This window comes from Bacteroides ilei (assembly GCF_900128495.1).
GTDB lineage: Bacteria > Bacteroidota > Bacteroidia > Bacteroidales > Bacteroidaceae > Phocaeicola > Phocaeicola ilei.
Genome location: NZ_LT635801.1, coordinates 2,227,979 through 2,240,448 on the forward strand (window position 1 = coordinate 2,227,979; position 12,470 = coordinate 2,240,448).

The window sequence follows — 12,470 nt, forward strand, 5'->3', positions numbered from 1 at the left end:
TATAAAGTGACATAGTATTACGAAGATTTTCTTTACTTTTGCATTTTAAGTTGGCGACAGCTTTTTGGGAAAAGAACAATATTAAAGAGTTATAGAAGAATCTTAGAATTGTCATGAGAAAGAAGTTTATATACGTTTTATGGACTTTGGTGGTCTTGTGCGTGTTGTCTGTAGCGGTTGTGTTTACTGCTATTGCAAAAGGATGGATAGGATATGTCCCTCCTGTTGAAGAACTTGAAAATCCGAATCTGAAATTTGCTACTCAGATTATATCCGATGACGGACAGTTGTTGGGAACGTGGTCATATAGCAAGGAGAACCGAGTTTATGTAGGTTACAATGATCTGTCGCCCAATCTGGTCCATGCGCTGATCGCTACGGAAGATGTCCGTTTCAGCGAACATTCGGGTATTGATGCGCGTGCATTCTTGCGTGCAGTGGTGAAAAGGGGAATCCTGATGCAGAAACATGCCGGAGGCGGCAGTACCATTACCCAGCAGCTGGCCAAGCAGTTCTATTCTCCTACGGCCGACAATGTGATGGAACGTCTTTTGCAGAAACCTATCGAATGGGTGATAGCCGTAAAGCTGGAACGTTATTATACTAAGGAAGAGATCCTTACGATGTACCTCAACAAATTTGATTTTCTAAACAATGCTGTCGGAATAAAGACGGCAGCTAAAACCTATTTTGCGAAAGATCCGAAAAACCTTTCAATCGAAGAGGCTGCTACGCTGATAGGTATGTGCAAGAATCCTTCATTGTATAATCCGCGCCGTTTCAACGAACGTTCCAGAGGACGTAGAAATACCGTATTGGACCAGATGCGTAAGGCCGGATACATTACACGTGAAGAGTGTGATTCATTGCAGGCTTTGCCGTTGGTGCTGAACTTTCATCCGGTAGACCATAAGGACGGTCTGGCTACTTATTTCAGAGAGTATCTACGTGGAATCATGACGGCTTCGGAGCCAAGGAAAAGTAATTACCGGGGCTGGCAGATGCAGCAGTATTATGAGGATTCCTTGGCATGGAAGACTAATCCATTGTATGGATGGTGTGCCAAAAATACTAAGAAAGACGGCTCACATTATAATATATATACCGACGGTCTGAAGATATATACGACAATCAATTCGAAAATGCAACAGTATGCCGAAGAAGCGGTGGCCGAACATATTGCGGGATATCTGCAGCCTCGTTTTTTCAAAGAGAAGAAAGGACGCAAGACAGCACCTTTTACCAGTGTGCTTACTCAGGAAGAGGTTGATGCGATACTGGACCGTTCTATGCGCCAGACGGAACGCTACCGCCTGATGAAGGAAAACGGCAGTTCGGAGGCGGAGATAAGAAAAGCCTTTAATACGAAATATGAAATGTCGGTCTTTTCCTATAATGGAGAGAAAGATACGCTGATGACTCCGATGGACTCTATCCGCTATTACAAGCATTTCCTGCGGGTAGGATTTATGTCAATGGACCCTATTACCGGATATGTGAAAGCATATGTAGGAGGTCCTAACTATAACTATTTCCAATATGATATGGCTATGGTAGGACGTCGTCAGGTGGGTTCTACCATCAAGCCGTATTTGTATACATTGGCTATGGAGAACGGTTTTTCTCCATGTGATAAGGTGCGGAATGTGGAACAGACCTTGTTTGATGAGAATGGTATCGCCTGGTCACCCCGGAACAGTTCAAAGGCACATTATGGTGAAGTGGTTACCCTGAAATGGGGACTGGCCAATTCGAACAACTGGATTTCAGCTTATCTGATGAGTCGTCTGAGTCCGTATGCTCTGGTACGTCTTATCCATTCGTTCGGGGTATTGAACAAGGATATCCAGCCTACGGTTTCCCTTTGCCTCGGCCCTTGTGAGATTTCGGTCGGAGAGATGGTCAGCGCCTATACGGCCTTTGCTAACCGTGGTATTCGTACCGCGCCTTTATTCGTGTCCCGTATCGAGGATAATGAAGGAAATGTAATCGCCAATTTCACTCCGCAGGTGGATGAAGTAATCAGTGAATCGAGTGCTTATAAGATGCTTGTCATGTTGCGCGCGGTAATCAATGAAGGCACAGGTAACCGTGTCCGCCGTCTGTATGGCATCACTGCCGATATGGGTGGTAAGACGGGTACAACGAACCGTAACGCCGACGGATGGTTTATGGGATTTACTCCATCGCTTGTATCCGGATGCTGGGTAGGAGGTGAGGACCGTGATATACATTTTGACACCATGCGCGACGGACAGGGAGCTTCAATGGCATTGCCTGTATGGGGCTTGTATATGCAGAAGGTTTATGCGGATAAATCTTTAGGGTATTCGCAAGATGAAGTATTTTCTATACCGGACGACTTTGATCCGTGTCAGGATAAGCTGACTGAAACTGAAAACCAGAACAATGATACATCTACAGAAAATAAAGCAAAGCTGGATGATGCGTTCTTTCAGTAACTGATTGCTTTGTCATTGACTTACACAATAGAAGGGCAGGTTGTTCGGATTCTAATTTTCCGGATATCTGCCCTGGCGTTTTTTATATTCGGTCTTATTCTTTGTTTTTTCGTTTCTTTTATATAAATTGCAAGAAAATGCAAGGAGGAACTTATGGACTGGAACAGTGCGTTGTATAGTTTGTCACCCGGAATGGCGGATAAGGTCTTCGGTCGTATAGATGAATTCAATCGGGGAAGGACTTCGGAGAACGGGACGTATGTTATCAGTATGGCCACTCCTTACCGTCCTTATTATGGATTCTGGCGGATTTTTTCCAAAAAAGAAAAGCCTTTGTATATCCGGACATTGGCCGTAACTTTTGAGTCTGCGGCCGAAAGGGCGTTTGTTCTTCTTCAGAACTGTAACGTGAAACTTGAGGTGGCCGACAATTCCGTATTCGAATCGTGTTATGGCCTGTCGGATGACATAATTCCATTTGGAAAATACCGCGGAAAGAGACTGGCTGAAGTGTATTATGTCGATCCGTCATATGTATTGTGGCTCGCTAATAAGTTTGAAGTACATACCAGACGTTATGACTCTGTGGTAAATTTGGCTAAGATGTTTGCATTGGTCCATTTTGAGCTGACAGTACAAAAAAGGCGTATTGCTTCTGTCAGCCATTTTATCGGGAAGGTGGGTGACAGGCTGAAGGATCAGTTCCTGACTGTATTGAATGTCCGTTTGCAGGTAGACCGGTACAAGCCGGATTTCTATGTTGACCAGAATGTCCTTGCAGCCGATAGGGACGGAAACCGGTTTATGTTTTTGGTCAAGGCGGCGGGACGTAGCCTGAGTCCTGAGATGTTGAGCTGCTACAGCCACAGAATCAAGACGCATGATGTGTTACATCTGCTTTCTGCCAGAATTATGTCCCAATATGAAAGTCATGGAGTGCATTATACCCGACTAGGCTATATAAGAATGGCCGGTGGATAATTCCAGGCTGGAGCGGGATTATTCAATGGATCTTTCCGTTTCCGTGAGGTAGGCTCTTCAATACCCGTTGTACATAGTTCTTGTTGAAATCAGCTGGTTTGATGATTACTCCGTCCACTTTGAGCAGATCAATGTCTATAGGGACAATACCGGCCTTTTTCCCTTCTTCTGTCCTTCCCAGCTGGCTTTCGATGGTCTTGAAGTCTTTTCTGATCTGATTCGGATTTTTGTCGGTCACCAGAATGGCTCCTCTGTTCAGGTAATTCCCTTTGTCTACCCCTCCTTCGGAGGGAGTTTCAATGACTTCCCCCCATTGGATAGCTGTAAATATTTTATCTAATATCTTACAAGCCTTTTCCATGTGGGCGGATGCTTCATAATTGGAGCCAAGGCATATTATACAATGATGTCGGTTAGTCATATTTGTAATGTTTAGAATGCAAAAATAGATTTTTTTTATAAATTTGCAGATAAATCTAAATAAGAATGCAATGAAATTTATTGGGATTATTCCGGCAAGATATGCTTCTACCCGTTTCCCGGCTAAACCATTGGCCATGTTAGGTGGAAAGACGGTGATACAGAGAGTCTATGAACAGGTAGTAGGAGTTTTGGACGAAGCTTATGTGGCAACAGACGATGAACGCATCGAGGCTGCTGTAAAATCTTTTGGAGGAAAAGTGGTGATGACTTCTGTCAACCATAAAAGTGGAACCGACCGGTGTTATGAAGCTTTCACGAAAGTAGGTGAAGGTTTTGACGTAGTTGTCAATATTCAGGGTGACGAACCCTTTATCCAACGTTCCCAACTGGAGGCGGTAAAGGCCTGTTTCGATGATGACAGAACTGAGATTGCCACTTTGGTAAAGCCTTTTTCTCCGGACGACGGGTTTGATGCTTTGGAAAACGTTAATTCGCCGAAAGTTGTGGTCGACAAGAATATGAACGCTTTGTATTTCAGCCGTTCCATTATACCTTATCAGCGGAATAAAGACAAGCGGGAATGGTTGGCCGGGCACACCTATTACAAGCATATCGGATTATATGCTTATCGTGCGTCTGTACTGAAAGAAATCACTTCTCTGCCTCAGTCTTCTCTTGAATTGGCTGAATCTCTGGAGCAGTTGCGCTGGTTGGAAAACGGATATACGGTCAAGGTCGGTATCAGTGAAGTAGAAACAATAGGAATTGATACTCCGCAGGATTTGGCCCGTGCCGAAGAATTTCTGTCGTGTCATAAAGGATAAATATGGTATTGGACAGGACAAAAGCTCCGGAAATCCGCAATATAGAGCATTTTTCTATTGTTGCTCCCGAAAAACGGATGATGGCAAATGGCATGCCGCTGAATATAATTCAGGTAGGAGATGAGGATGTGGTACGTTTCGACTTGTTGGTAAAAGGGGGACAATGGGCTCAGACCCAGCCTTTACAGGCTATCTTTACCAACCGTATGTTACGTGAAGGGACACGCCGGTTCACATCTTCCGAAATAGCAGAGAAACTGGATTATTACGGTGCAATCCTGGATGTGTCTTCATCATTCAGCCATGGATTCATTACACTTTATTCATTGGGAAAATATTTTCCTCAGACAATCGAATTGCTTGCTTCGATGGTGAAGGAACCTACCTTTCCTGAAAAAGAGTTGTCTCTGGTGGTCGACATGAACCGCCAGCAATTTCTGATCAATTCGGAAAGGGTAGAGGTGATTGCCCGCAAGCGATTGAACCGTGCCTTGTTCGGACAGACTCATCCGTTAGGACGTTATGCCGAACTGGAAGATTATGACAGAATCAACAGTGATGTGCTTAGGAACTTTTATCAGGATCATTACCGTTCGGAAAACTGTTCGGCCTATATCTCTGGAAAAGTGACTCCGGAAATTATCCGTTGTATAGAGCTGGCATTCGGTAACGACAGATGGGGAAGCGGACATGCTTCTGAAGCTGCAGATACATTTATCTGTACCACTGATGTCAGAAGAAAAATTTTTGTGGAAAAGGAAGATGCGCTACAAAGTTCATTGAAGATGGGAGGTTTCTGTGTGAACCGTACTCATCCCGATTATTTGAAGATGCGTGTGTTGGTAACCTTGTTCGGTGGTTATTTTGGAAGCCGCTTGATGTCGAATATCCGTGAAGACAAGGGATATACTTACGGTATCAATGCCGGATTGGTATGTTATCCTGGAATCGGGGTTCTGGGAATTAGCACGGAGGCTGCCAATGAATATATGGAGCCGGTCATTCAGGAAATATTCAACGAAATGGACACTCTTTGTTCTGAAAAGGTTCCAGAAGAAGAGCTCCAGATGGTCAGGAATTATATGTTGGGAGATATGTGCCGTTCCTATGAAAACGCTTTTTCCCTTTCGGATGCGTGGATTTTTATTGAAGTGGCCGGACTTGACATGGATTTCTTCGACCGTTCGCTGGAGGCTGTCCGTGAGACTACAACCGATGATCTTCTGGCTCTGGCTCAAAAATATTTTAGTAAAGAAAACTTAATAGCGGTAGTCGCAGGTAAAAAAGTGTAATGAAATGGCCGGAGATTAGGTGAAAAAGCTAATTTTGGACGTGAAAATGAAAAATAAGAAGAATAATGAATAAGAGATATGCATATTTGCTGTTTTCCCTGATAATGTTGGGGAGTACTTCTGTATCGGCCCAGTTGTCGGTGGGGTATTATAAGTTTAAAGACGGTTCAGAGTATACGGGAGAGTTGAAAGGACGACGTCCTAACGGTAAAGGTAAGACGGTCTTTAAGAACGGAGACGTTTATGAAGGGGAATATGTAAAAGGCAAACGTGAGGGGGAAGGTACATATACATTCAGCGACGGCGAGAAATATGTAGGGCACTGGTATCAGGACCAGCAGCATGGAATGGGTACTTACTATTTCATGAATAATAACCGTTATGAGGGTATGTGGTATACCGATTTTCAGGAAGGTGAAGGTAAAATGATTTACTATAACGGTGATATTTACGAGGGTTCCTGGCATCGCGATAAGCGTAGCGGAAAGGGAGTGTATATGTGGAAAGGTGGTGCCCGGTATGAAGGGGAATGGGCCAATGACCTGAAGAACGGGAAAGGCGTCATGGTTTGGGAAGACGGATCCAAATATGACGGCGAATGGAAGAACGGGGAACGTCAGGGAAAAGGTACCTTTTACTATACCAACGGCGACAAGTATGTGGGTGAGTGGAACAGTGATGTGCAACAGGGGAAAGGTATCTATTACTTCCAGAACGGGGAACGTTATGAAGGCGATTATGTGGATGGCGAACGTACGGGAGAGGGTGTGTATATCTATCCGAACGGTGACAAGTATGTAGGGCAGTTCAAGAACGGATTCCAGGACGGAAAAGGAAAGTTCATCTGGGCGAACGGTGCTGAATATGAAGGTGACTGGAGGAAGAATGTGCGTACCGGTCAAGGTCGTTATAAATGGGGAAACGGAGATGAATATGAAGGCGGATGGAAGAACAATATGTCTGAAGGTGAAGGAGTGCTCCGTATGAAAGACGGATCGGTCTATACCGGTAGCTTTGTCCGTGGCAAGGAAGACGGAAAAGGAACTATTGTCAATAAGGACGGAGTACGTTTCGAAGGATTCTTCAAGCAGGGTAAGAAGGACGGCCCGTTTGTAGAGACGGATGCCGACGGAAAAGTAATCCGTCAGGGTACATATCGTTACGGACGGTTGTTGGAGGAAAAGAAGTGATGGAAAATTTATCGGAACTGACAAGGAAAGTGTGTATGCTGGCCCGTGAGGTCGGTGTATTTATCCGGAATGAACGTAAAGGCTTTGACCGTGGACGGGTGGAAAAGAAACATGCCCATGACTATGTTTCTTACGTTGACAAGGAGTCGGAAAAGAAAATTGTAACCTGCTTGAAGGAATTGCTCCCTGAAGCAGGTTTTATTGCTGAAGAGGGTAGTGGAAGTCTGACCGGTGAAGAACTCTGCTGGTTGGTTGATCCGCTTGACGGTACGACAAATTTCATTCATGACAATGCACCTTATTGTGTGAGCATTGCCCTCCGGAACCGGAAGGAACTGTTATTGGGAGTGGTATATGAAATTTGCCGCGATGAGTGTTTCTGGACCTGTAAAGGCAGTCCTTCTTATCTGGACGGCAAGGAAATCCATGTGTCGGGGGTCGATGTGGCTGACGATGCCGTTATTGCATTAGGATTTCCCTACAATTTTCAGGCATATAAACCTATGGCCTGTCACCTGGTAGAACGTTTATATGGAAATGTGGGGGCGTTGCGTCTTCCAGGAGCTGCGGCAGCTGAAATGTGTTATGTAGCTGCCGGACGTTACGATGCACGTATCGAAGCTTATCTGGGACCTTGGGATATTGCTGCGGGGACTATTATCTTGCAGAACGCTGGCGGAAAGGTGACCGATTTCAAAGGAGGGGATGATTTTTATTCCGGTTTTCAGGTTTTGGCGTCCAACGGGAAAATCCACCGCTATCTGTTGGATATTATTGATGAATTGTAAAATCATCCTATTTTTATTCGTGCTATGAAATATATTTTGTATGTTTGTATTTGTAGAAAAATATAAATAAAGGATTTGTATGGAAATAGCGGGAATTCTGGATTTTTTGAAACGGCTTTCGAAAAACAACAATCGGGAGTGGTTTCATGAACACAAGCCCGAATACCAGGAAGTTCAAAAGACGTTTGAGGAGTTGTTGTCGGTTGTCATTATGAGGATTGCTCTGTTTGATGAAACGATAGCACATGTGCAACCTAAGGATTGTACTTTCCGGATTTACCGGGATATCCGTTTTTCTTCGGACAAGTCGCCGTTCAAGACATACATCAGCGGTTATATCAATGCCCACGGGAAGAAATCCTACCATTGTGGGTATTACTTGCATCTGGAGCCGGGAAATTGTATGCTGGCTGGGGGAGGTTGGTGTATGTTGCCCGGTATGTTGAAAGCTGTCCGCCAGTCGGTTTACGACAATATTGACGAGTTCCGTTCCATTGTAGAAGATCCGGACTTCAAGAAATATTTTCCGATAATCGGGGAGTCGCACCTGAAAACTCTTCCAAGAAATTTCCCGAAAGATTTCCTTTATCCGCAATATCTGAAATGCAAGGACTATTCGGTCGCTTACCACATACAGGATTCTTTTTATGACAATCCGAACTTTATGGATGAAATAGCGGCTGCTTTCAGGCAGTTAAAACGTTTTGCCGATTTTATCAATTATACGATAGATGATTTTGAATAAATGAAATAAGAACCTTTAATTTAATCTGTTATGATAGTAGACAAATTAGAGAACATTGAAAAATATGTTTCCTTGAATCCATTGTTTGTACAGGCTGTAGAATTTTTGAAGTCGACAGACTTGGATGCCCATGAAATCGGGAAGTTCGTTTTGAAAGAAAATGAACTGATGGTTAATTTTGCCCAGGCTCGTCCTAAGACTAAGGAGGAGGCAAAGCTGGAAACCCACAATGACTTTATTGATATCCAGATTCCTTTGTCGGGCGTAGAAGTGATGGGGTATACCCCCCGTGAGGAACTACCCGAAGAAGAATATAATGTTGAAAAGGACATTACGTTCTATAAGGGGCTGGCAAATGATTATTTGACTATCAAACCGGGAATGTTTGCTATTTTCTTTCCGCAAGACGGACATGCCCCAGGGATAACTCCTGAGGGCGTAAAGAAAGTTATTGTAAAAGTTCGTGTCTGATAAAAAAACTAATACTATGGAGGAAGTTTTGAACATCATTAAGAATGATCCGTGGCTGGAGCCTTTCTCCCAAGCCATTGAAGGTAGGCACCAGCATGCCATAGACAAGGAAAAGGAACTTGCCGGTAAGAAAACCCTTTCGGATTTCGCTTCCGGTTACTTGTATTTCGGATTGCATCATACCGATAAGGGATGGACATTCCGGGAATGGGCGCCTAACGCTACGGAAATATACCTGATAGGTGACTTCAACGGTTGGAAAGAAGATCCTAAATTCAAGCTGAAGCGGGTACGTAACAGTAACAATTGGGAAATCAACCTTCCCGGGAAAATGATGAAGCATGGTGACTTGTATAAACTGAAAGTTTATTGGAAGGGCGGATGCGGTGAACGTATTCCGGCATGGGCTACCCGTGTAGTCCAGGACGACCAGACAAAGATATTCAGCGCTCAGGTATGGCAGCCTGCAAAGCCTTATAAATTCAAGAAGAAGGTATTTGTACCCAATGTGTCCCCATTGATGATTTATGAGTGCCATATCGGTATGGGGCAGGATGCCGAAAAGGTAGGTACCTATAATGAGTTCCGTGAGAATGTTCTTCCACGTATTGTCAAGGATGGGTATAATTGTATCCAGATTATGGCAATCCAGGAACATCCGTATTATGGAAGTTTCGGATATCATGTTTCCAGCTTTTTCGCTCCGTCGTCTCGCTTCGGAACTCCTGATGAACTGAAGCAATTGATTGATACGGCACACCAGATGGGGCTTGCTGTGATTATGGATATTGTCCATTCACATGCAGTCAAGAATGAAGTGGAAGGTTTAGGGAATTTTGCGGGCGATCCTTGTCAGTATTTCTATCCGGGCGACCGCCGCGAGCATCCGGCATGGGATTCGCTATGTTTTGACTACGGGAAAAACGAAGTGCTGCATTTCCTCCTTTCGAACTGTAAGTACTGGCTGGATGAATTCCATTTTGATGGGTTCCGTTTTGATGGTGTTACTTCAATGTTGTATTATAGTCATGGACTGGGTGAGGCCTTCTGTAACTATAGTGACTATTTCAACGGGCATCAGGATGATAACGCAATCTGTTACTTGACTCTTGCAAACCGGCTTATCCACCAGGTGAACCCAAGAGCCATTACCATAGCGGAAGAGGTTTCCGGGATGCCGGGACTGGCTGCTCCGTTTAATGACGGTGGCTACGGGTTCGATTACCGTATGGCCATGAATATCCCTGATTATTGGATCAAAGTTATCAAGGAGCGCCGTGACGAGGACTGGAAACCTTCAAGCTTGTTCTGGGAAGTGACAAACCGTCGCAAAGATGAAAAGACCATATCCTATTGTGAAAGCCATGATCAGGCTTTGGTGGGTGACAAGACCATTATATTCCGTTTGATTGATGCCGATATGTATTGGCACTTCAAGATAGGTGATGAGAACGGAGTGGTTGAAAGAGGTATTGCCTTGCATAAGATGATACGTCTGCTTACGGCTTCCACTATAAACGGAGGCTATCTGAACTTCATGGGAAATGAGTTCGGACATCCGGAATGGATAGACTTTCCTCGTGAGGGAAATGGATGGTCGTATAAATATGCCCGCCGGCAGTGGCATCTGGTAGACGACAAGGATTTATGTTATCATTATCTGGGTGATTTTGACAGTGCTATGGTACATCTTATCCGTAGTGTCAAAAATATCCAGAAGACAGATGTGGTAGAGATATGGCATAATGACGGCGACCAGATACTTGCTTACCGCCGTAAGGATCTGGTATTTGTGTTTAATTTCAATCCTACCCGTTCGTTTACCGATTACGGATTCCTGGTTCCTAAAGGTGAATACAAGGTGGTGTTGAATACGGATAACAAAGCTTTCGGGGGATTCGGATTCTCTGATGATACCATATCCCATTTCACGTGTGCCGATCCTCTGTATGCCAAGGAAAAGAAGGAATGGCTTAAGTTATATATACCTGCCCGTTCGGCAGTAGTTTTGAAACGACAGAAATAAAGTCCGGATTCTCGTTGGGCTTCTTTTCTGCCAATTATGAAAATTATGAGTGAATACATGCATCCCAATTATAAGAAAGCCGCTCGCATGCAGACCGTTGTGTGCGGCTTTCTTTTTTCTGTTTTCAGCTTTGTATATCTGTATGTCTTTCAACGTGATGTGTTGGAGGCCTTGCACTTTTCTCTGGCCCATGGAAAAACGCTTTATGCACCGTTGGCTACAGCCTTGATCCTGACAGTGATTTTCGCTCTGTTACGGTGGGGGGTGAACAGTTTGCTGGGGTTGAAAGGTGAAGTGCGTGCCTGGGCCTATTTCCCTTCATGTCTGATTCTGGGTGCCTTGACCGATGTGGGGCATACGGTCTATATGGATAATTACCAGACCCGATGGGGATGGCTGTTGCCTTTGGTGCTGCTTGTTTATTTTCTGGTGACATACTGGTTGCGTCGGCTGTTCAGGGAGAAATTGAATGCAGAGGTTCCACCTGTTTCACTCATGAATGCCAATCTGCTTATCCTGTTCGTGTTATGTATGATGACAGTGCTGATAGGTAATTCAAACCGTAAATTCCATCATGAATTGGAAGCCGAACGTTATTTGCGTGAGCGCAATTATGAGAAGGTTTTGAAGGTTGGTGAACGCTCGTTGGAAGCTACCCGTACCTTGACGGCGCTACGTGCGCTTGCCATGTCGCATACGGCTTCAATGGGTGACAGACTTTTCATGTATCCCCAGTATTATGCTTCCGAAGGGCTTTTTTTTGATAATGACTCTACCCGGATTCTCCGCTATACCAACGATTCCGTATATTATCTGTTGGGGGTTCGTCCGTATGCCGGAGAAAGCCACAAGGAACTTTTGCGTAATATCTGCTATAAGGGTACGGGTAAATTTACTGCCCTTGATTATTATCTTTCGGCCTTATTGCTCGATAAGGAGCTTGATGAATTTGCCAGGGCGGTAGCCGATTTCTATGAACCTGATGAGGAATTGCCCCGGTATTACAGGGAAGCTCTCATTATGTACGCTGCCGGTCATTCCGGATTCCCTATGCAGGTGGCTGATACGCTTATGCTTGAGCGGTATGCCGGATATTGTGCTTTACAAAAAACATTCAAGTTGCCTCAGGAAGAGAAAAACAGGATGCGTAGAGAGTATGGAGATACCTATTGGTGGTATTTTGACTATCAGAATTAAATAAATTTTGGCTTTTTTGGTGGCTTTATCCGCCTTTTTTATATTTTTGCAACGCCAAAAAGCAAAAGAAG

The 12,470-nt window shown here is 44.3% G+C and carries 11 protein-coding genes; 10 read left to right on the forward strand and 1 reads right to left on the reverse strand.

Annotation, left to right across the window (positions count from 1 at the left end; genetic code table 11):
* The first annotated feature begins 113 nt into the window (after positions 1–113).
* Both BQ7489_RS09570 and BQ7489_RS09575 read left to right on the forward strand, forming a co-directional pair.
* Positions 114–2,462, forward strand: coding sequence for a transglycosylase domain-containing protein (locus tag BQ7489_RS09570; protein WP_072530813.1), 2,349 nt, complete (start codon positions 114–116; stop codon positions 2,460–2,462).
* A gap of 153 nt (positions 2,463–2,615) precedes the next feature.
* On the forward strand, positions 2,616–3,443 hold the full coding sequence (locus BQ7489_RS09575; RefSeq protein ID WP_072530814.1) for an exodeoxyribonuclease X C-terminal domain-containing protein: 828 nt from the start codon (positions 2,616–2,618) through the stop codon (positions 3,441–3,443).
* Between the two features lie 22 nt (positions 3,444–3,465).
* On the opposite strand, the gene BQ7489_RS09580 is transcribed toward BQ7489_RS09575, so the two are convergent.
* Positions 3,466–3,864 (reverse strand): 2-amino-4-hydroxy-6-hydroxymethyldihydropteridine diphosphokinase, encoded by a 399-nt coding sequence (locus BQ7489_RS09580; RefSeq protein ID WP_072530815.1) that lies wholly within the window; start codon positions 3,862–3,864, stop codon positions 3,466–3,468.
* A 70-nt stretch (positions 3,865–3,934) separates the two neighbouring features.
* On the opposite strand from BQ7489_RS09580, the gene kdsB reads away from it, so the two are divergent.
* The 8 genes from kdsB to BQ7489_RS09620 all read left to right on the forward strand — a co-directional run bounded on the left by kdsB (position 3,935) and on the right by BQ7489_RS09620 (position 12,399).
* A complete protein-coding gene (kdsB, locus tag BQ7489_RS09585) occupies positions 3,935–4,690 on the forward strand; it encodes a 3-deoxy-manno-octulosonate cytidylyltransferase (RefSeq protein ID WP_072532109.1) in 756 nt (251 codons plus the stop codon).
* 2 nt (positions 4,691–4,692) lie between these two features.
* On the forward strand, positions 4,693–5,982 hold the full coding sequence (locus BQ7489_RS09590) for a M16 family metallopeptidase (RefSeq protein ID WP_072530816.1): 1,290 nt from the start codon (positions 4,693–4,695) through the stop codon (positions 5,980–5,982).
* 104 nt (positions 5,983–6,086) lie between these two features.
* On the forward strand, positions 6,087–7,172 hold the full coding sequence (locus tag BQ7489_RS09595) for an MORN repeat-containing protein (protein ID WP_239496988.1): 1,086 nt from the start codon (positions 6,087–6,089) through the stop codon (positions 7,170–7,172).
* The gene (locus BQ7489_RS09600) at positions 7,172–7,960 is read left to right on the forward strand and encodes an inositol monophosphatase family protein (RefSeq protein ID WP_072530818.1); all 789 of its coding nucleotides are present in this window, start codon (positions 7,172–7,174) and stop codon (positions 7,958–7,960) included. The genes BQ7489_RS09595 and BQ7489_RS09600 overlap by 1 nt, the downstream gene beginning before the upstream one ends.
* A 79-nt stretch (positions 7,961–8,039) precedes the next feature.
* Positions 8,040–8,705 carry a DUF2461 domain-containing protein gene (locus tag BQ7489_RS09605; RefSeq protein ID WP_072530819.1) on the forward strand — a complete coding sequence of 222 codons (666 nt, stop codon included), beginning with the start codon at positions 8,040–8,042 and terminating at the stop codon, positions 8,703–8,705.
* 30 nt (positions 8,706–8,735) lie between these two features.
* Positions 8,736–9,176, forward strand: coding sequence for a NanQ anomerase/TabA/YiaL family protein (locus BQ7489_RS09610; protein ID WP_072530820.1), 441 nt, complete (start codon positions 8,736–8,738; stop codon positions 9,174–9,176).
* Between the two features lie 16 nt (positions 9,177–9,192).
* Positions 9,193–11,202, forward strand: a complete 2,010-nt coding sequence (locus BQ7489_RS09615; RefSeq protein ID WP_072530821.1) for an alpha amylase C-terminal domain-containing protein — start codon at positions 9,193–9,195, stop codon at positions 11,200–11,202.
* Between the two features lie 45 nt (positions 11,203–11,247).
* The gene (locus BQ7489_RS09620) at positions 11,248–12,399 is read left to right on the forward strand and encodes a DUF6057 family protein (RefSeq protein ID WP_072530822.1); all 1,152 of its coding nucleotides are present in this window, start codon (positions 11,248–11,250) and stop codon (positions 12,397–12,399) included.
* Positions 12,400–12,470 lie beyond the last annotated feature (71 nt).

Bases quoted from the DNA above. Each gene is read 5' to 3' on its own strand.
- BQ7489_RS09570 (WP_072530813.1), top strand. From the start codon at position 114: ATGAGAAAGAAGTTTATATACGTTTTATGGACTTTGGTGGTCTTGTGC.
- BQ7489_RS09575 (WP_072530814.1), top strand. From the start codon at position 2,616: ATGGACTGGAACAGTGCGTTGTATAGTTTGTCACCCGGAATGGCGGAT.
- BQ7489_RS09580 (WP_072530815.1), bottom strand. From the start codon at position 3,864: ATGACTAACCGACATCATTGTATAATATGCCTTGGCTCCAATTATGAA.
- kdsB (WP_072532109.1), top strand. From the start codon at position 3,935: ATGAAATTTATTGGGATTATTCCGGCAAGATATGCTTCTACCCGTTTC.
- BQ7489_RS09590 (WP_072530816.1), top strand. From the start codon at position 4,693: ATGGTATTGGACAGGACAAAAGCTCCGGAAATCCGCAATATAGAGCAT.
- BQ7489_RS09595 (WP_239496988.1), top strand. From the start codon at position 6,087: ATGTTGGGGAGTACTTCTGTATCGGCCCAGTTGTCGGTGGGGTATTAT.
- BQ7489_RS09600 (WP_072530818.1), top strand. From the start codon at position 7,172: ATGGAAAATTTATCGGAACTGACAAGGAAAGTGTGTATGCTGGCCCGT.
- BQ7489_RS09605 (WP_072530819.1), top strand. From the start codon at position 8,040: ATGGAAATAGCGGGAATTCTGGATTTTTTGAAACGGCTTTCGAAAAAC.
- BQ7489_RS09610 (WP_072530820.1), top strand. From the start codon at position 8,736: ATGATAGTAGACAAATTAGAGAACATTGAAAAATATGTTTCCTTGAAT.
- BQ7489_RS09615 (WP_072530821.1), top strand. From the start codon at position 9,193: ATGGAGGAAGTTTTGAACATCATTAAGAATGATCCGTGGCTGGAGCCT.
- BQ7489_RS09620 (WP_072530822.1), top strand. From the start codon at position 11,248: ATGAGTGAATACATGCATCCCAATTATAAGAAAGCCGCTCGCATGCAG.